The 19,325-nt window shown below is 66.1% G+C and carries 17 protein-coding genes; 1 reads left to right on the forward strand and 16 read right to left on the reverse strand.

Annotated elements, in window-relative coordinates; translation table 11 throughout:
• Nucleotides 1-11: 11 nt before the first annotated feature.
• The 5 genes from H7F16_RS17765 to H7F16_RS17785 form a co-directional block, all read right to left on the reverse strand.
• Nucleotides 12-2,561 (reverse strand): DUF3772 domain-containing protein, encoded by a 2,550-nt coding sequence (locus H7F16_RS17765; RefSeq protein WP_185798985.1) that lies wholly within the window; start codon nt 2,559-2,561, stop codon nt 12-14.
• Nucleotides 2,558-3,592: a cysteine synthase A gene (locus tag H7F16_RS17770; RefSeq protein ID WP_185798986.1), complete on the reverse strand. Its 1,035-nt coding sequence runs from the start codon at nt 3,590-3,592 to the stop codon at nt 2,558-2,560. Before H7F16_RS17770 ends, H7F16_RS17765 begins: the two co-directional genes overlap by 4 nt.
• A gap of 157 nt (nt 3,593-3,749) precedes the next feature.
• Nucleotides 3,750-4,310 (reverse strand): helix-turn-helix transcriptional regulator, encoded by a 561-nt coding sequence (locus H7F16_RS17775; protein WP_185798987.1) that lies wholly within the window; start codon nt 4,308-4,310, stop codon nt 3,750-3,752.
• Nucleotides 4,307-4,801, reverse strand: coding sequence for a hypothetical protein (locus H7F16_RS17780; protein WP_185798988.1), 495 nt, complete (start codon nt 4,799-4,801; stop codon nt 4,307-4,309). Before H7F16_RS17780 ends, H7F16_RS17775 begins: the two co-directional genes overlap by 4 nt.
• A gap of 94 nt (nt 4,802-4,895) precedes the next feature.
• Entirely contained in the window at nt 4,896-5,321 is a 426-nt protein-coding gene (locus H7F16_RS17785) for a hypothetical protein (RefSeq protein ID WP_185798989.1), read from the reverse strand.
• Between the two features lie 196 nt (nt 5,322-5,517).
• On the opposite strand from H7F16_RS17785, the gene H7F16_RS17790 reads away from it, so the two are divergent.
• A complete protein-coding gene (locus tag H7F16_RS17790) occupies nt 5,518-5,997 on the forward strand; it encodes a DUF2938 domain-containing protein (RefSeq protein WP_185798990.1) in 480 nt (159 codons plus the stop codon).
• Nucleotides 5,998-6,095: 98 nt separating this feature from the next.
• Here H7F16_RS17790 and H7F16_RS17795 read toward each other — a convergent pair whose 3' ends face one another.
• From H7F16_RS17795 to H7F16_RS17845, 11 genes are all read right to left on the reverse strand, one after another.
• Nucleotides 6,096-6,587: a hypothetical protein gene (locus H7F16_RS17795; RefSeq protein ID WP_185798991.1), complete on the reverse strand. Its 492-nt coding sequence runs from the start codon at nt 6,585-6,587 to the stop codon at nt 6,096-6,098.
• An 82-nt stretch (nt 6,588-6,669) separates the two neighbouring features.
• Complete coding sequence (locus H7F16_RS17800; RefSeq protein ID WP_185798992.1) at nt 6,670-8,070, reverse strand: aspartate aminotransferase family protein; 1,401 nt, start codon at nt 8,068-8,070, stop codon at nt 6,670-6,672.
• A gap of 211 nt (nt 8,071-8,281) precedes the next feature.
• Nucleotides 8,282-8,941, reverse strand: coding sequence for a GntR family transcriptional regulator (locus tag H7F16_RS17805; protein ID WP_185798993.1), 660 nt, complete (start codon nt 8,939-8,941; stop codon nt 8,282-8,284).
• 74 nt (nt 8,942-9,015) lie between these two features.
• Nucleotides 9,016-10,590, reverse strand: a complete 1,575-nt coding sequence (locus H7F16_RS17810; RefSeq protein WP_185798994.1) for a glycoside hydrolase family 43 protein — start codon at nt 10,588-10,590, stop codon at nt 9,016-9,018.
• A 97-nt stretch (nt 10,591-10,687) separates the two neighbouring features.
• On the reverse strand, nt 10,688-11,824 hold the full coding sequence (locus H7F16_RS17815) for a Gfo/Idh/MocA family protein (RefSeq protein ID WP_194308533.1): 1,137 nt from the start codon (nt 11,822-11,824) through the stop codon (nt 10,688-10,690).
• Nucleotides 11,825-11,832: 8 nt separating this feature from the next.
• Nucleotides 11,833-12,579, reverse strand: a complete 747-nt coding sequence (locus H7F16_RS17820; RefSeq protein ID WP_185798995.1) for a sugar phosphate isomerase/epimerase family protein — start codon at nt 12,577-12,579, stop codon at nt 11,833-11,835.
• On the reverse strand, nt 12,576-14,954 hold the full coding sequence (locus tag H7F16_RS17825; protein WP_185798996.1) for a beta-mannosidase: 2,379 nt from the start codon (nt 14,952-14,954) through the stop codon (nt 12,576-12,578). Before H7F16_RS17825 ends, H7F16_RS17820 begins: the two co-directional genes overlap by 4 nt.
• The gene (locus H7F16_RS17830; protein WP_185798997.1) at nt 14,954-16,030 is read right to left on the reverse strand and encodes an ABC transporter ATP-binding protein; all 1,077 of its coding nucleotides are present in this window, start codon (nt 16,028-16,030) and stop codon (nt 14,954-14,956) included. Before H7F16_RS17830 ends, H7F16_RS17825 begins: the two co-directional genes overlap by 1 nt.
• A gap of 1 nt (nt 16,031) precedes the next feature.
• Nucleotides 16,032-16,859 (reverse strand): carbohydrate ABC transporter permease, encoded by an 828-nt coding sequence (locus tag H7F16_RS17835; RefSeq protein ID WP_185798998.1) that lies wholly within the window; start codon nt 16,857-16,859, stop codon nt 16,032-16,034.
• A gap of 82 nt (nt 16,860-16,941) precedes the next feature.
• Entirely contained in the window at nt 16,942-17,835 is an 894-nt protein-coding gene (locus H7F16_RS17840; protein ID WP_185798999.1) for a carbohydrate ABC transporter permease, read from the reverse strand.
• A gap of 85 nt (nt 17,836-17,920) precedes the next feature.
• Entirely contained in the window at nt 17,921-19,150 is a 1,230-nt protein-coding gene (locus H7F16_RS17845) for an ABC transporter substrate-binding protein (RefSeq protein ID WP_185799000.1), read from the reverse strand.
• Between the last annotated feature and the right edge of the window lie 175 nt (nt 19,151-19,325).

Here is a 19,325-nt window from a genome sequence, read left to right on the forward strand (position 1 = left end):
CCTCACTCCTCTCACAATGTCGCCCCGCCCTCGGCCTCGGGCAGGGCATCGGTCGCCTCGGTCACGCGCCGCCGTCGTGCAACGGGCGCGGGCGCAGCTGCCGCGGCGGCCCCGTCATCCTTCAGCATCCGCACTTCCAGCGGCACAGGCTCGGCAGGTGCCGGCCGCAGGTCGATGCCTTCGGCGATGAAACGCTCGCGGATCTGGTGGTTGACCTCGCTGCGCACCGGTACGGTGAAATTCACGTCCCGCAGGATCATGCGGATCTCGAACAGCTGCCCGTCATTGTTGAACCCCATCAGCGCCACCACCGGCGGCGGGTTCAGCATCACAAGGGGCTGCGCCTCGGCGATCTCGCGCAAGACCCGCTCGACCTTGCGGCTGTCGGCCCCGTGCGCCACCGTCACCGCCACCACCAGCCGCCCCGACAGGTTGAACCGCGTCCAGTTCGTCACCCTTCCGGCCACCAGATCGGTATTCGGCACGATCACATCCGACCGGTCAAAGGTCTGGATGCGGGTCGACCGCACCGAGATCGACTTCACGATGCCCTGCACCGTGCCCACCTCGATCCAGTCCCCCTCGCTGACCGGCCGCTCGATCAGCAGGATGATCCCCGACACGAAATTCGACACGATGTTCTGCAAGCCGAAACCGATACCCACCGAAAGCGCACCGGCCACGATGGCAAGCCCCGACAGATCGATCCCCGTGAAGTTGATCGCCAGCAGCGCCGAAAGGAAGATGCCCAGATAGCCCAGCCCCGCCACGACCGCATTCTGCCCGCCCGTATCAAGCGAGGTGCGCGGCAGCACCGTTCCCTTCAACGCCCCCTGCATCAGCCGCGTGACCGCATAGCCCGCGCCAAAGACCACAAGGAACAGCAGGAAATCCGTCGGAGACACCCGCGTCTCGCCCAGCTGGAAGCCGCCAAGGAAGCGTTGCCACAGCTCGGTGATATCCGCCGCCTGCGCGCCCCAGACCAGCGCAAAGACGGGAAGCGAGGCCAAGGCCATGCAAAAGCCGATCAGCACGGGCAAAAGCCCGTCCTGGTCGGCCGCATCGCTTTTGGTGACCAGCCCGTACAGATCGGCCACCAACCGTTGCAGCACGAACAGCAGCGCCACCAGCCCCAGCGATTGCGCCGCCGGATAGACCAGCGCCCCTGCCGCCGCGATGTAACCCACCGCCGCGAGCAAAGGCCCGACGATCCCGACCAGCATCGCCGCCTTGGCGATCAGCCCCAGCACGCGGGCGGAATACCCGGCCGCATCCTCGCCCTCTGCCTTCACATGCTTGCCGATCAGATGGCCAAGGCGCAGCAACAGCACCGCCACGGCCACCAGCACCGGAAACTCCCAGACCGCAACCGCCGCAGGCTCGGCACCGCGTTGCAGCATGATCACCTGCCGCAGCTTCTCGACGCCCAGCACCACGCCCATCACCGCCGTCAGAAAGCGCCCCTCGGCCCGCCGCTCGGGCGGCAGGGCGATCAGCGTCTCGGCCTGTTCGTCGACGGGAAAGACCACCATGCCCAGCCAATGCGCGGCCAGCACGGTAAAGCTCGCCAAAGGCAGCGCATCCAGAACCGTCGCCCCAAGCGTGCCCGTCATTCCCGTCAGGCGCAGCGCATGGGCCAGCGCCATCAGCCCGATCACCGGCACCAGCACCTGCGCGACCGAAGCGGCCAGCGCCACCACCCGCCGCCCCCGCGCCGTGCGGCGGGGCGGAACGGCCAGCGCCAGCCGCGCCACCATCATCCGCCCGCGCCACAGGAAGCCGATGCCCATCGCCGTCAGAACGACGATCAGCGGCGCATTGTCGAACAGCTCGCGCTTGCCCTCGCCCTTGCGCCAGCGGAACGAGGTTTCCGTCCACAGCGCCTTGGCGGTGTCGCGCATCTCGGCCAAAGCCGCAGGCCAGTTCGCCGGATTGATCGGCGCCGGCCAAAGCTGCAACAACTGGTCCGCCTGCCGCTCGCGGCGGTTGCGGTCGATCTCGCCGATCAGCCCGTCGGCACGGCGATAGGCCTCTTCCGCCGCGATCCCCGGCGCCTGCGCCCGGATCAGCTGCTCGCTCAACTGCACACGGCGTTGCGCGATCTCGGCCACCTCGGTCTCGCCCTCGGCAGGCACGGGGCCAAGCGCCGCGATCTGGTCGCGCAGCGTGGCAACGCGGCTCGTATTCGAATTCTGCGAGACCAGAAACGCCGCCCGCCAGTCGACCAGTTGCGCCCGCAACGTATCAAGCGCCTCTTCCGTCACCGCAGGGTCGGTCAGCACCGTCTCGGCCCGATCCGCCGCCTTCTCCCACGCGGCATAGTCAAGCGCCGCCGACCCGACCGAGCCTTTCGACACCACCAGCCCGCTCGGCGCCTTCTGCGCCACGATCGACGGGCGGTTCTGGATCGCCTCTCCCGCCGCAGGGTCCGAAGCAGGTGGCGCGGGCGTCGCACTCGGCGCGCCCTTGGTCACCGTCATCTGCGCCACGGCAGGCAGGCCAAGGCACAGCGCAAGCAGCCCCCCCGCCAATCCCCGCCGCAGGGCGCCGCCTATGGTCATGCGTCCTCGAACACCGTCGGAATCGCCCGCGGCGCGCGGTCAAGCCACTCCGGCACGGGCAGCCCCTTTTCCTTCAGGAACGTGGGGTTATACAGCTTCGACTGGTAGCGGTTGCCGTAGTCGCACAGGATCGTCACGATCGTATGGCCCGGCCCCATCTCGCGCGCCATGCGGATGGCCCCCGCGATGTTGATCCCCGAAGACCCGCCCAGACAGATGCCCTCGTCCTCCAGCATCTCGAAGACAAGCGGCAAGGCCTCGGCGTCGGAAATGCGATAGCTGAAATCGGGCTTGAACCCTTCGAGGTTCGCCGTGATCCGCCCCTGCCCGATCCCCTCGGTGATCGAGGTCCCGGGCGAGTCGAGCTGCCCCGTGGTGTAGAACGCATGCAGCGCAGCGCCTTCGGGGTCGGCCAGACCGATCTTCACGCCCTTGGGCTGAAGCGCCATGCCCACACCTGCAAGCGTGCCACCCGATCCGACCGCGCAGATGAACCCGTCCACCTTGCCGCCCGTCTGTTCCCAGATTTCCGGCCCCGTCGTCTCGATATGCGACTGGCGGTTGGCCACGTTGTCGAACTGGTTCGCCCAGATCGCGCCATTGGGTTCGGTCCGCGCCAAAGCCTCGGCCAGACGGCCCGAGTAGCGCACGTAATTGTTGGGGTTCTTGTAGGGTGCCGCCGGAACCTGCACCAGTTCCGCCCCCGCAAGGCGCAGCATGTCTTTCTTTTCCTGACTCTGCGTCTCGGGAATGACGATCACGGTCTTGAACCCCATGCTCGCCCCGACCAGCGCAAGCCCGATCCCCGTGTTCCCCGCCGTGCCCTCGACAATCGTGCCACCGGGTTTCAGCAGGCCCTTCGCCACCGCATCCTTGATGATGTAAAGCGCCGCCCGATCCTTGACCGACTGGCCCGGATTCATGAATTCGCATTTGCCAAGGATCGTGCAGCCCGTCATCTCGCTCGCGCGCTTCAGTTTCAGCAGCGGCGTGTTCCCGATGGTCTCGGCCAGATCGTTGAATGTGCGCATGGGGCGTTCCTTCGTTCTTTGCCCAAGGTGTAGGCGGCAGACGCGGAAATCTCAAGCCATGCGGCACAGCAAGGCGGATTAACCTCTCGCCTGGCCGCCGCAGCCACAGGCAGCACGAAGCGCAGCGCCCCGCCGCACCGTCCCCGCACTGGCAGAGCTAGGCCGCCACGTCCTGTAGCATGACCGAAGGCGTGGCCTCGGCCCCGAGCAGCAGGTCCTCGATGAACAGCGACAGGAACTGCGGCCTCCCCGTCACCCCGGCCTTGCGGTAAATGGCGTTGGTCTGGGTTTTCACCGTTCCCTCCGTCGTATCCCGCAGCGCCGCGATCTCGGCCAAGGACATCCCCTTCAGCGCGAACAGCGCCACATCCCGCTCCGCAGGCGTCAGCTCCCATTCCCCGAACCGCTCGTCGAGCAGCGACCGGAACGCGGTCGAGGCGCGGCGCAACTGCGTCTCGGCCCTGTCGCGCGCCGCTTCGGCATGGTTGCGCTCGCGCACCACGCGCCACAGCGTGACCGCGCCCAGCACGAAACCGGCCATCAGCCCCAGCGTCGCCCCCATGTCCATCAACTCGCGCAGCTCCCAAGCCATCGGCCGCACGGGAATGCGCAGAAGCGACGTCAGCAGATCCCAACTGAAGACCGCAAGACAGACGAGCTGCGCCAGCACCAGCACCACCAGCCCAAGCGGGGAACGCGACAGCGGAAACCGCCTCATGGTGCGTCGGGTTCCACGATTGCCGCGTCACCGCCCGTCGCGCCGCCCGCGGGCTCGGTCCCGGCGTCCGACCCTTCCGTTCCCGACGCGGCCTCCGCATCGGTTCCCTCGATCGCGGCGGCGACAAGCCCGCCCCCCGACCCCGACGCGCTGCGGTTCGCGGCAGCGGTTCCCGTGCGGGTCGGCACATCGTGGTCCCCGTCCGCCATCTGGATATCGGGCATCTCCACCACATCGCGCAGCACCTCGCCCGAGGTCGGGTGCAGCACGATCTCGCGCCACCTTCCGTTCATCCAGGCAAGAATGCGAACCCGGCCAAGCCAGGTCGTGTCGACCGTGATGTCGCTATACCCCTCGTGCTGCAGCGCCTGCACATAGCCCAGCGCCACAGGATCATAATCCGCAACCGTTTCGGCCCGCCCGCCGACCGCACCGCCCGCCAAGGCCAAGGGCAGCGCAACACTGAACACCAGAACCCGAAAACCACGCATAACCACCCCCACTGGTCAAACCACACAAGGGGCCAGCTAAACGCGCGCTGGCCCCTTTGGCAACACCGCCCGCACAGCGCAGGCGGCAGCCGTCTTACTTGCAGACCATCCGCGCGCCGACACGAACCGGAGCAAGGCAGTTGCCGGTCATGTCATCGCCACCTTCGCTTTGCGCGGCAACCGGCGCATCCTTGGCACCGCCCACGGGCGCGGCCGGCAGCGGCAGGGCCATGAAGATCTGGCCGTCTTCCTGCGGGATGAACTCGACATCGTCGATCCACTCCTCGGTCGGCCCACCGTCGACGGCACCGTCGACCGCCTCGCCGCTGTCCTCGATGACAGCACCGCCTTCATCGCCGCCGGTGCCGACGTCGATGGCAACGCCATCTTCGCTTCCGACCGGCATCGCCTGCAGTTCAACTTCCGGCTCGTCGGCCAGCACCACGGTTCCCGCTGCGGCGGTGTAAAGCCCGCACAGCGCCACAAGACCGATACGGCCGATCAGGGTAAAGTCTTTCATCACGCGTTCCTCGTACTCAAACGTTACACAAGTCCGCACCGGAACCCTCCGGCACGAGACAGGCCCAAAATCACCGACGAAACAAAGGCGTCCATCCAACGGGGGTTGATTATCCGGCTTTTCAACGAAAGGAGGATGCAGCAAAACGCACCTGCCCCGGCTTTCCGGCGATCAAGGGCGAAACACGGGGGACATCATGGCATCTTTCATCTGGCACAGCCTTGTCATCGGCATCTGCGGCACGGCAGCGATGGACCTCTGGGCGCTCGCCCTCAACCGCGCCACGGGCAACCCGCTGCCCAATTGGGGCCTCGTCGGGCGCTGGTTCGCATGGGTGCCGCGCGGCAAACTCTTCCACGGCGACATCACCCGCACCCCTCCCGTCAAGAACGAGGCCGCCATCGGCTGGCTCGCCCATTACGCCACGGGCATCGTCTATGCTGCGGCCCTGATCCTGATCGCGGGGCCGGACTGGACCGCCAACCCCACCTTCCTGCCCGCCTTCGCCTGCGGCATGGTCACGATTCTGGCGGGCTGGTTCCTGCTCGCCCCCGGCATGGGCGCGGGCTGGGCGGCGTCGAACACCCCGAACCCCGCAAAATCCCGCGCCCTCAACATCGCGGCCCATACCGCATTTGCCTTGGGCCTCTGGCTCGGGGCAATCCTGCTCGCCTGACGCAGCGCGCCCCGTCAAAGGGCAAGGCCGGAACGTCAGGCCAATAAAAAAGGCAGGACCCTTCGGCCCCGCCCCTTTTCCGCCCTGCGGCGTTTAAATCAGTCGCAAACAAAGCCCTTGCGGAAAGACAGGAACAGGCAGGACTGCCCGTCGCTGCTCCCCGACCGAAGCGCCGATGTCTCGCCCCTTTGCAGCAGGGAATCATCGACCGTCACGCCGCCCCCGTCCACCTCCGGGTTTTGCCCGACCGTATAGTAGATGCGCGGATCGTCCCCGGCGTCACTGCCGCCTTCGTCGCTGCCGACCTCGTCACCGCCCCCGTCGGTCCCCTCGTCGGTCCCGGCGCCGTCACTTTCGCCGCCACCCTCCCAAGCGACATCGGGCAATTCCTCGTAGACACCCGGATCGACGATCTCGCGGACCTCTTCCTCCGGATCGACAGCCGGACAGGGACCTTCGGGCAGAACGGCAACCTGCGGATCGGCCTCGTCCACGGGTTCGCCGATGCCCCCCGCCTGCGCTTGCCCCGCACAGAAAGCCATCACCGCCACCATGCCCAAGGCACGCATCGCCCCTGAATCCATGCCCATTCTACCGCCTAATCAATAAGTTGCCCCCGACTGTCTACGCAGCCGGGGGCCAAGTCACAAGCGCAATCCTAGTCAGCGGGCCTCACTCGGCCTTCGCCACCAGCAACCCGTCCGCCTTCAGGCTTGCATAGCTCTCGTCAAGCGAGGTCTTGGCCCGCTCGATCAGAATGTCGATCTCGGCCGGCGTGATCACCAGCGGCGGCGAGATGATCATCCGGTCGCCCACATGGCGCATGATCAGGTTGTTGGCAAAGCACCGCTCGCGCGTGCGGAATCCCACGGTCCCCGCCTCGCTCGCGAACTTGGCCCGCTTGGCCTTGTCCGGCGTCAGCGCGATCGACCCCATCAGCCCCACCAGCTTTGCCTCGCCCACCAGCGGATGCTCGGTCAGCGCCTCCCAGCGTTCCCGCAGGTAAGGATGCGCCACATCGCGCACATGCTCGATGATATGCTCTTCCTGCAGGATACGCAGGTTCTCCAGCGCCACCGCCGCCGCGACCGGATGGCCCGAATAGGTGTAACCGTGGAAGAACTCGCCCCCCTCGGCCACGACCCGCGCCACCTCGTCACAGACGATCGACCCGCCGATGGGCTGGTAACCCGAAGACAGCCCCTTCGCGATGGTCATGATATGCGGGCGGATGCCGAATGTCTGGCTGCCGAACCAGTTGCCCGTCCGGCCAAAGCCCGTAATCACCTCGTCCGCGATCAGCAGGATGCCGTATTTGTCGCAAATCCGCTGGATTTCCGGCCAATAGGTCGCCGGCGGCACGATCACGCCCCCCGCGCCCTGCACCGGCTCTCCGATAAAGGCCGCAACCTTGTCGACACCCAGCTCGAGGATCTTGTCCTCCAGTTCCCGCGCCCGCAGCAGGCCGAATTCGGCCTCGGTCATGTCGCCGCCCTCGCCCCACCAATAGGGCTGGCCGATATGCTCGATCCCGTCGATCATCCCGCCATGCGCATGGATGGGGGCCATCCCGCCAAGGCTGCCGCCACCCATGGTCGAGCCGTGATACCCGTTCTTTCGGGCGATGATCACCCGCTTCTCCGGCATCCCCTTGACCTGCCAGTAGCGCCGCACCAGCCGGATGTTGGTGTCATTGGCCTCCGACCCCGACCCTGCGAAGAACACATGGTTCAGGTCCCCCGGCGCAAGCTCTGCGATCTTCGCGGCCAGCGCGATGGCCGGAACATGCGTCGTCTGGAAGAAGGTGTTGTAATAGGCCAGCTCCTCCATCTGCCGCGCGGCCACCTCGGCCAGTTCCTTGCGCCCGTAGCCGATGTTCACGCACCACAGGCCCGCCATGCCGTCGATGATCCGGTTGCCCTCGCTGTCGGTCAGCCACACGCCCTTGCCCCGCGTGATGATCCGCGCGCCCTTGGTCGCCAGCCCGTTCGCATCGGTAAAGGGGTGCATGTGGTGCGCCGCATCCAGCGCCTGCAGCTCCGCCGTCGGCAGATGGTTGGTGATCATGTTCATGGGACAAACCTCGCGGAATCAGCGCATGTGCGACCCTTCGCACCGCTTGACCGCCAGAGTATGATCAAATCCCGCCGCGTTCAAGAAATTTGATCAAATTATCCCGCCGCTTCCTCTTGCCCCAAATATCCTCGGGGGGAGTCCGTCGGCAAAGCCGATGGACGGGGGGCGGAAAGCCCCCCGCGCGACGCAGGCCACAGCGGCCGCGGCCTCAGATCTCGCCCGCCTCCTGCGCCTGCCGGATCTGGTCGATGCCCTGCTGGATGTCGTTCTCGATGGCCCGCGCCAGCCCCTTCACATCCCCCGCCCGCATCGCCGCCAGCGCCTCTTCGTGCCGGTCGGGCAAGGCCGTCGCCCCGTAGCGCGCGCAAACCACCCGCAGGCTGGGGCCGAACCGCAGCCACAGCGACCGCGCGATATCCACCAGCAAGGGCGCGCCCGACGCCTCGTAAAGCGCGAAATGGAAGGCGTGGTTGCTCTCGAGGTAATCGGACACCCGCCCCCCCTTGATCGCCGCGTCCACCGCCCCGTCGATCGCCTCCAGCCGGTCGATCAGCGCGGGCGTCAGCGCAGCCCCCGCCAGTTCGGCAAGCTTCGGCTCGACCGTCAGCCGCACAAAGGCCAGTTGCTCCAGCAGCGCGGGCGTCAGGTTCGGCACCGCCACGCGGCGGTTGCCCTGCGGCAAAAGCGCCCCCTCGGCGGTCATGCGCCGGATCGCCTCGCGCACGGGGGTCATGCCCGCGTCCAACTCCTTGACCAGTCCCTGAATGGTCACCGGCTGCCCCGGTTCCAGCCGCCCGAACAGGATCATGTCGCGCAACCGGCCATAGGTGACCTCGTGCGAGGGAATCTTGCGCGTCTCGTCGTCCATTCCGGCCCGTTCCTGCTGCTTCCCCCAATGGTTACGCGCGGGCGCGGGATTTGATCAAGTTCCTTCCGCCCCCCTCAGGCGGGAATATAGTCGAACCGCGTGAAATCCGCCGACCAGCCCTGCCCCGTCAGGTCATAGGCAAGCATTCCGACGAAAGCGCCCGTGAACGAGGCATGCTCCCCCCGCCCCCCCTCGTCCGAGATGATCCGCGCGTCCAGTTCCGGCCCGACCGCCTGCATCGCCCCTGCCCCCGCCGCCACCGAAAACCGCTGCACCGCGCCCTCGACCGAAACGCCGATCCGCACCGCCCCCGCCCCCAGCGGCACCTTGGCATGGAAACTCAGCGCCTCGCCCGGCCAGTCGCCAAGGCAGGACACCAGCACCAGACAGCGCCCGATATCCGGCTCGTGGCTGACCAACGCGGCATGGAACTTGTGGCGGTTGTAATAGGTGACCAGCCCCGCCGCCCGCTGCCAGTTGGGCGCCTCGCAGATCACTTCCGTCCCAGCGCGGTAGCTGTGATGCTCCTGCCGCCGCGCCACCAGTGCCTGCTCGAACCACGACCCAAGGCTCTCTCGCCCCGTCAGCCGCAAGGCGCTGCCGGTCAGGGTGAACAGCCGCCCGGGATAGGGCGTCCGCAGCCACTGGAACTCGGGCGGCAATTCTGTCGCAAAGCGGCGCAGCACCGGCGCATCCGGCAGCCGCTCCGCACCCGCCGCCACGGTCACGGGCGGCGCCATCCCGCCCCCCGCCAGATAAAGCCACCCGTCCGCGCGCCATTCCACCCGCGCCAGCCCCATCTCGCGCCCCAGCGGGCAGAACCCGCCCCCGAGCGGCCGCCCGCACAGGAACGTGTGGAACCCCTCGCCCTCCGGCGTCTCGACATATTGCCCGTGGCCCACGCGCTGCAATCCATGCGCGGGGTCCGCCACCGTCATCAGATGACCCTGCGGATGCAGCTCATACGGCCCCAAGACCGCCCTGCTCCGCGCCATCGTCACCGCATGGTCATATCCCGTCCCGCCCTCGGCCGTGGTCAGGTAGTACCAGCCCCCCCGCCTGAACAGATGCGGCGCCTCGGTCAGCCCGCGCCCCGTGCCGGTGAAGATGGTCGCGACCTCGCCGACCAGCCCGACACCCTCGACCCATTCCTGCGCCTCGATCCCGTCGAAACTGTCATGCGCCGCGTTCAGCCCCGTCCCCGCACCGCGATGGTTCCAGCGCATGTTCAAAAACCACTTCCGCCCGTCCCCGTCATGAAACAGCGACGGATCGAACCCCGAGGAATTGACATAGACCGGATCGGACCATTCCCCCGTAACCGCCTCGCAGGTGACGATGTAGTTGTGCGCGTCCTTGAACGCCCCGTCGAAGCGCTTCACATCTGTGTAGACCAGCCAGAACCTGCCATCCGCATAAGACAGGCACGGCGCCCAGACCCCGCAACTGTCAGGGTTGCCGCGCATGTCCAATTGGCTCGCCCGCCGCAAGGGCCGCGCCACCAGCCGCCAGTTCACAAGATCCGTCGAATGGTGGATCTGCACCCCCGGATACCATTCAAAGGTCGATGTCGCGATGTAATAGTCCCGCCCCACCCGACAGATCGACGGATCGGGGTTGAAGCCGCGCAGCACAGGGTTTTCGATCATGCCATTCCCCGGATGAACCCGCTCCGGCCCCCGAAGGGACCGAAGCCTCGCCTGGCTTTCGCCCGATTTTTCGCAGAAAAATCGCGGGCGTCGGGCGTCAGGCCAGCAGCGCCCGCGCCTCGTCCAGCCCAAGTGCCGCAGGCCGCGTGCAACTTGTCTGCATGGTGACGAAAGCCCCCGTCTCGCCCGATTTCAGGCAGGCCGTCATCACCTCCACCCCGTGCAGGGCGCGGTCGATCGAGCAGCGCGCATCCCGCCCCGACAGGATCGCCTGCGCCATATCCGCCAATCCGGCCGACCGGTAATTGGCCAGCGGCGCGGGCATCGAGACATGCTCCTGATTGACCTTGCCGAAGGGATGGTCCCATGCCGGAACCGCCGCCACCACGCCATCGCGCCCCGCCACCTCGACCGTGCCGCCGAAGAAATTCGGATCCGGCACGTAGATCGTGCCCTCAGTCCCGTACAGCTCCATATGCCCGCGCCTGTGGCTCCACACATCCCAGCTCGTCGAAAGGTTCACCGTGGCCCCGTTGTGGAATTCCAACAAGGCATGGATGTTCGTCGGCGTCCTGACCGGCACCTTCTCGCCCTTCCTCGGCTCGGATGAAATCGTCCGCTCGGTCTCGGCCGCACTGGTCAGCGCCGCCACCCGCTTCACCGGCCCGATCAGGTTGACCAGATTGGCGATGTAATAGGGGCCCATGTCCAGCATCGGCCCGCCCCCCGGCAAAAAGAAGAAATCGGGGTTCGGATGCCAATGCTCCATCCCGTGGCCCATCACCGCAGCCCCGCCCGCCGTGATCCGCCCCACGCGCCCCTCGTCGATCAGGGCCCGCGCCAACTGGTGCGACCCGCCCAGAAAGGTGTCGGGCGCGCAGCCCACGGCCAGCCCCTTGGCCTTGGCCAGATCGCGCAGCGCCAGCCCGTCCGCCAGCGACAGCGTCAGCGGCTTTTCCGAATAGACGTGCTTTCCCGCCTCGAGCGCCGCCTTCGACACCGCGAAATGCGCGTCCGGTATGGTCAGGTTGATGACCACATCCACATCGCCGTTGCCCAGCAGGTCATCCACCGGCTGCGCCCTTGTGCCGAACTCCGCCGCCCGCGCCTCGGCGGTGGCCTTGTTCACATCCGCCACGGCCCGCACCTCCAGCCCCTTGAACAGCGGCGCAAGGCGCAGATAGGTGGTCGAGATGTTGCCGCATCCGATGATGCCGATACCCAGCTTTTCCATGATGTTCCTCAAAGTGCCCTGAATGCCGCCAAAGACCGCCGCGCAAAGCGGCTCTGGTCCGACGGGTTGTCATGCTCGATCACGAAGTGCTTCACCCCCAGCGCGCGCAGCGCCGGCAGCGCCTTGGCCCAGGGCACGATCCCGTCGCCCAGATCGGCCCAGCCGTCCTCGTCCGCGTTCTCGCCCGCCCGCGCCACATCCTTCACATGGGCCGAGGTGATGCGCCCCCCGAAGCGTTCGATCCACGCCAGCGCATCCTCGCCGCCGCGCACCACCCATGCCACGTCGATCTCCCATTCAAGGTCCGGCCCGCCCGCGAACAGCGCCTCGATCGGCGCGCGCCCGGCCTGCGGGATGAATTCGAAATCGTGGTTGTGCCAGCCAAAGCCCAGCCCCGCCGCCCGCAAGGGCGCCCCCGCCTTCTGCAACCGCGCGCCCAGCGCGTGCCAGCCGTCCATGTCCCTTGGCCGGTCCTCGGGCATGATATAGGGGCAATAGGCCCGCTCCATCCCGACCGTCCGCGCCACCTCGAGCACGAAGTCCGGCTCCTCCTCAAGCTGCTGCAAGCCGAAATGTCCGGTCCGCATCACCAGCCCCGTGGCCGCAAGCCCCTCGGCCAGCTCGGCAAGCTGCGCGCGGTTGCCATAGACACCGCCATAGCCCTCGACCCCGGTGAAACCGGTCGCGGCCAGCATCTCCAGCGTGCCCCGCAAGGGCGGGAAATTGCGCGAGGTGTAAAGCTGGAAAGACGTCATTTCGTTTCCTTTTCAGATGCATAGGTCGCAGAGTGAAGATCGCGTATCAAGAAGCGTGGCGCGGCATCCGCCGCACAGTCAAAGGTGATCTCCGCCGGATGGTCCGGAAACAGCGTCACCGCATTGGCACTGAACCGCCCGGCCACATCGGCCTCGACAGCGACGAAAGGCGCAAGGGCAGCAACCGTCAGCCGGATCGTCCAGCGCCCCGCCCCGCCCGAGATTTCGGCCCTCATCCCTGCGGGTTGCAGCTCATAGCTCTTCCACGGGCGGGGCGCGAAGACATCGCCCCCCGTGGCCCCGCCTTCCCATGCAAAGGCCAGCACCTCGCCCTCGCGCAGGTCGTCCCGCGCCACGCGCAACAGGTCAACCCCCCGGTCCAGCGGCACCGTCCCCTCGCCCGCACCCAAGGGGCGCAGCGTCCCGTCCATCGCCGCCGCCCGCGCCACGACGCGCAAGGCCACCTCGCCCTGCCCGTCATTCACCGCCCGCAGCGTGAAGCCTTCGGCATCGGGCAGGCACACCACCGTCACCGGCGCATAGAAACCGCGCGCCATGTGGTGCAGCAGTTTCCACCCCCCGCCATAGTCGAGCGAGGCCCAGGAACAGACCGGCCACGTGTCGTTCAGCTGCCAGTACAGCACCCCCTGACAATGCGGCTTCAACCCGCGCCACGCCGTCACCGCCGTTTTTATCGCCAGCCCCTGCTGCACCTGGCTCAGATAGACGAAATTCCCGAAATCCACCGGAAAGCGGAAATAGCGGAACATGGTCTCCGCGATCCGCGCATTCCCGCCCGCGTTCTTCTGGTGGCTCTCCATCACCGGAGCCGCGATGTTGAAATCGCGCGGTTCGGCAAAGCTGCCTATGGCGCTCAGGCTGGGATAGGACTGGAACCCGAACTCCGAACAGAACCTCGGTCGCACATCTCGGTAGTGGTCGAAATCCCGCCCCTCGTGCCAGACGCTCCAGAAATGCATATCGCCCGAACCGTCGTCATGCCACGCATCCCCGAACGACAGCACCCCCGGCGAGGGCGACGACGGCCACCAGTTCGCCGCAGGGGCCACCGCCATCAGCGCCGTCTCGACCGTGCGGTTCAGCCGGTCATAGCTGACCAGATAGCGGTCCCGGTCCTTGCGCGACTCCTCGAACCAGCCCAAGGCCCCGATCAACTCGTTGTCGCCGCACCACAGGGCGATGCAGGCATGGTGGTTCAACCGCGCCACCACATCGCGCACCTCGGCATCGACCTCGGCCAGAAATCCGGGCGTCGAGGGGTAAAGATGGCAGGCGAACATGAAATCCTGCCAGACCATCAACCCCATCTCGTCGCAAAGGTCATAGAACCAGTCCGGCTCGTACCGCCCGCCGCCCCAGATGCGGATCATGTTCATATGCGCGTCCACCGCCGATTGCAGCAGCCCCCGCACGCCCTCGACCGTGATCCGCCCGTGCAGCGCATCGGCCGGAATCCAGTTCGCCCCGCGCGCGAACACATCGCGCCCGTTCACGCGAAAGCCGAATGACCGCCCCGCCGCATCGGCCTGCGCCACCAGCGCCAGATCGCGCAGGCCGATCCGCCGCACCGCCCGCGCGCCGCCCATCGTCACCACCAGATCGTGCAGGACCTGCTCGCCCGATCCTGCGGGCCACCACAGCACGGGCCGCTCGATCCGCAGCACCACCCGCCCCACGCCACCAACCGCAGGCGCCGATGCGGTCACCCCGCACAGCGTCGCCGTGACCTCGTCCCCCGTGCCCTGTACCTCGACCGCGACCTCGGCCACGCCGCCCTCGTGGCGCTGGCTCACGATCACATCGCGCACCCTTGGCCCGACAGGCTCCAGCCGGATCGCCCCCCAGATGCCAAAGGGCGCCAGCGCGATGTTCCAGTCCCAGCCGAAATCGCATTGCGGCTTGCGGATCATGTTGCCGTTGGGAATGGGGCAATTCGGCTGGTGATAGGGCACCGGAAAGGGCAGCGCCGCCTGCCGCGCCGCGCCTTCGGCCACGACCGAGCGGAAGGTCACCGCGATCTCGTTCGCCCCGCGCCGCAAGGCCCCGGCCAGCGGCACCCGCCACCTGCGGAAGGCATTGGCCGCCGACAGCACCAGAATCCCGTTCAGCCGCACCTCGGCCACGGTATCCAGCCCCTCGATCACCAGCTCGCTTTCGGTCCCGTCATGCTCAAAGGCCCGCCGCGCCACCCAGTCGCGCCCGGCGATCCAGCGCAGCCCGTATTCGTTGCGCCCGTAATAGGGGTCGGGGATCACGCCCGCCGCCTGCAATGCCGTAATCCCGTCCCCCGGCAGCGCACAGGGAACATCGGTCCCCGCGCCATCGCCAAAGCGCCATTCTCCCGCCAGATCCATCAGATGCGCTGCTCCGTTGCGGCGTCGAACAGGCTCGCCTTGGTCATATCCACCCGCAAATGCACCGCCGCCCCCCGCGCCATCCGCCGCTCGACCGGCACGCGGACCGACATCTGCGCCCCGCCCGCCTTGAGCCAGACAAGACTGTCGGCCCCCATCGGCTCGTCCAACTCCACCACCGCCGGAATGGTGCGCCCTTCCTCGGCCCCGGGCACGATCTCCAGATGCTCGGGTCGCAGGCCCAGCACCACCTCGGGCCGCGCCCCGACCGCGCCGCCCTCGTATCCCTCAAGCGACAGGCCGATGCCCCCGGCCTCGAACCTGCGCCCGCCATCGACCGTGGCCCCGTGCAGGAAATTCATCGCAGGGCTGCCGATGAAGCCCGCCACGAACAGGTTCGCGGGCCGGTTGTAAATCACCTGCGGCGCGTCCAGTTGCTGGATGATCCCGCCGCGCATCACCGCGATCCGGTCCGCCAGCGTCAGCGCCTCGATCTGGTCATGCGTGACGTAGACCATCGTATTGTTCAACCGGCTGTGCAACCGCTTGATCTCCACCCGCAATTCGCTGCGCAACTTGGCGTCAAGGTTCGACAAGGGCTCGTCGAACAGGAACACATCGACATCCCGCACCAAGGCCCGCCCAATGGCGACCCGCTGCCGCTGCCCGCCCGAAAGCGCACCGGGCTTGCGGTCCAGAAGCGGGCCGATCTGCAAGATCTCGGCCGCCCGCGCCACGCGCTTGTCGATCTCGGCTTGCGGCATCCTTGCATTCTTCAACCCGAAAGACAGGTTCCCGCGCACCGTCATCTGCGGGTAAAGCGCATAGGACTGGAACACCATCCCGATCCCGCGCTCGCTCGGCTCGGCCCAGGTCACGTTCTTGCCCTTGATCCAGATTTCCCCGTCGGTGATGTCCAGCAACCCTGCCAGACAGTTCAGCAAGGTCGACTTCCCGCAGCCTGACGGCCCCAAGAGAACGATGAACTCGCCCTCGGCCACGTCAAGGTTCAGATCCTTCAGAACCGAGACCGCGCCGAAATTCAGCGTCAACTCTTTTACCGATATCGAATGCATGTCAGCCTTTCACCGCGCCCGCCGCGATCCCGCGCACGAACAGCTTTCCCGAGATGAAATAGATGGTCAGCGGAACCAGCCCCGTCAGCAGCGTCGCCGCCATGTTGACGTTGTATTCCTTGACCCCCTGAACCGAGTTGACGATGTTGTTCAGCTGCACCGTCATCGGATAGATGTCGGGCTTGGTGAACACGACCCCGAACAGGAAATCGTTCCAGATTCCCGTCACCTGCAAGATCACGGCGACGACGAAGATCGGCATGCTCATCGGCAGCATGATGCGGAAATAAATCGCCCAGAACCCCGCCCCGTCGACCCGTGCGGCCTTGAACAGCTCCTCCGGCAGCGACGAGAAATAGTTGCGGAACAGCAGCGTCAGAATGGGCATGCCAAAGATCGTATGCACCAGCACCAGCCCCGACAGCGTGCCGTATATCCCCATTTCCCGCAGCAGGATCACGATGGGGTAAAGCATCACCTGATAGGGAATGAAGCTGCCGAAGATCAGGATGGTAAAGAACACATCCGCCCCCTTGAACCGCCAATTCACCAGCGCATAGCCGTTCACGCTCGCCACAGCGATCGACAGGATCACACTCGGCACCAGAATCCGCACCGAATTCCAGAAGCCGCGGCTCAACCCGTCGCAGTTCAACCCCGTGCAGGCCTCGGACCAGGCCTTGACCCAAGGCTCGAAGGTGATCTCGACCGGAGGGGCAAAGATATTGCCCACACGGATCTCCGGCATCCCCTTGAGCGAGGTCATCACCATCACCCAAAGCGGCAGAATGTAGTAAATGCAAACGATGAAGAGCGTGCCGTAAAGCATTATGTTTCCGCGCGAAAACCGCTTCTTCGGTTTTGCTCCACGCGGCCCGCCCGCCCCGGCCGCGCGCTTTGATGTATCTGCGTCAGCCACGCTTGCGCCCCCCGAATTCCAGATAGGCCCAAGGGATCAGCACGATCAGCACCGACACCAGCATCATCGACGACGCCGCAAACCCCTGTCCAAGGTTCTGCGCCTGGAACATGTAGTCATAGACATACATCGCCGGCACCTGGCTCGCATTCCCCGGCCCGCCGCTCGTCTGCGCCACGACCAGATCATAAAGCTTCACGATCCCCGAGGCGACGATCACCAGCGTGGTGATGAACACAGGCCGCATCATCGGCACGATCACGAACAGATAGGTTTTCCAGCGCGGTATCCCGTCGACGCGGCAGGCTTTCCAGATGTCCTCGTCGATCCCGCGCAATCCGGCCAGCATGATGCACATCACAAAGCCCGTGCCCTGCCACAGCCCCGCGACCAGCAACCCGTAAAGCACGATCTTCGGATCGTGCAGCAGGTCCAGCTCGAAGCTTTCCCAGCCCATCGCCTTGATGACCGAAGGCACGCCGAACTCGGGGTTCAGCAGCCATTGCCAGACCAGCCCCGTCACGATGAACGACAGCGCAAAGGGGTAAAGCATGATGGTGCGGAACGTATCCTCGAAGCGGATCTTCTGGTCCAGCAGCACCGCCAGCATAAAGCCGATGCTTATGGTCAGCACCAGCGACAGGACGCCATAGATCAGCAGGTTCTCGATGGCGACAAGCCAGCGGCTCGCGCCCCAAAGCCGCTCGTACTGGTCCAGCCCCACCCATTTCAGCTTGGGCAGCAGCTTCGAACTGGTGAAGGAATAGACCACCGTCCAGACCGTGCCACCGGCAAAGACGACAAGCGCCGTCAGCACCATCGGCACCGCCGCCAGCTTTGCGGTCAGATTGCGGAACAAAGGGTTCCGTCGCGCCCCGTCAGCCATGCGCGGCTAGCCTCCGAATTCTTCTGCATCAGGTGGATCGGGGCCGCCCGACGGTGCGGACGGCCCCCAAAGCCTCGGCGCGCCCTTACAGGCCCGATTTCAGGATCTCGACCCACTTGGCCTGCGCATCCTCGGCAGGCATGTCGCTGCTCCAGAACTCGACCATCAGGTCCTCGATCTGCTTTTGCACATCCGCGCTCCAGACCATGTCGCCCGACGGCACGATGTTGCCCGAGGCAAGGATTTCCAGCCCCTTCTTCATGCAGTCATTGGCCGTCGCCAGATCGACATCGCCACGGATCGGCAGCGAGCCTTTCTTCAGGTTGAACGCAACCTGCGTTTCCGGCGCGACCAGCAGGGCGGCCAGACGCTTCTGCGCGGCCTCTTTCTCGGGATCATCCAGCTTGGGGAAATAGAAGGCATCGCCCCCCGTCGACAGATAGGCATTCAGCCCCAGCCCCGGCAGACAGGTGTAATCCTTGCCCGCAACCTCGCCCGCAACGGCGAATTCGCCCTGCGCCCAGTCGCCCATGATCTGCGCCGCGGCCTGATCGGTGATGACAAGGTTGGTGGCCTGGTTCCAGTCCTGCACATTCGACTTCGCGGCCAGTTTGCGCGCGTCGGCAGCGGCCTTGAACACGGCGGCATATTCAGGTCCGGCCGCCACATCCATATCCTTGTCGACGTTCACCTTCTTCCAGACATCAAGCCCCGCCACCGCGACCGAGATCGCCCCGAAGGCAAGGTTCGACTGCCAGGGCTGTCCGCCCAGCGCCAGCGGAATCTTGCCCGCCGCTTCCACCTGCGGGGCCGAGGCGACGAACTCGTTCCAGTTCTGCGGCACCGGAATGCCCAGATCCTCGTAGACCTTGTTGGAAATCCACAGCCACTCGGGCGAGTGGATGTTCACCGGCGCGCAATAGATCTTGCCGTCGATGGTGCAGGCATCAAGCAGGCTCGGCGGATTGACGATCGACTTCCAGTTGTTCGCCTCGGCCACGTCGGTGATGTCGAGCATCAGCCCCGCCTCGACCAGTTCCATCGCCTGCTGGCCGTGGTTGAACTGCGTCGCCCCCATCGGGTCACCGCCGGTGATCCGGCTGATCATGATCGGGCGCGCCGTGCCGCCCGAACCGGCGATGGCGCCGTCGACCCAATGGTCGCCCGAGGCGTCGAACGCCTTGGCCAATTCGGCCACCGCAGCGGCTTCCCCGCCCGAGGTCCACCAATGCGTCACCTCAAGATCGACGGCATTCGCGGCAAGCGGAACCGCCACGGCCGAACACAGCAAGGCAGCCAGAGTTTTGGTCTTCATAAGGTATCCTCCCGTTTCTATATCGTTATAGTAAAAGCCTATATCGTTATAGTTTTCCCGATCAAGCCATCTTTTCACTTGTCGCCCCCCTTCGGCAGGCGTCAAATAGGCCCCTCACTCCAAGCGATCCGGCCCCCCTGAATCATGCCCGCAGCCCCCTTCGCCCCGTGCCACA

It is taken from the genome of Paragemmobacter straminiformis (assembly GCF_014243445.1).
Lineage (GTDB): Bacteria > Pseudomonadota > Alphaproteobacteria > Rhodobacterales > Rhodobacteraceae > Paragemmobacter > Paragemmobacter straminiformis.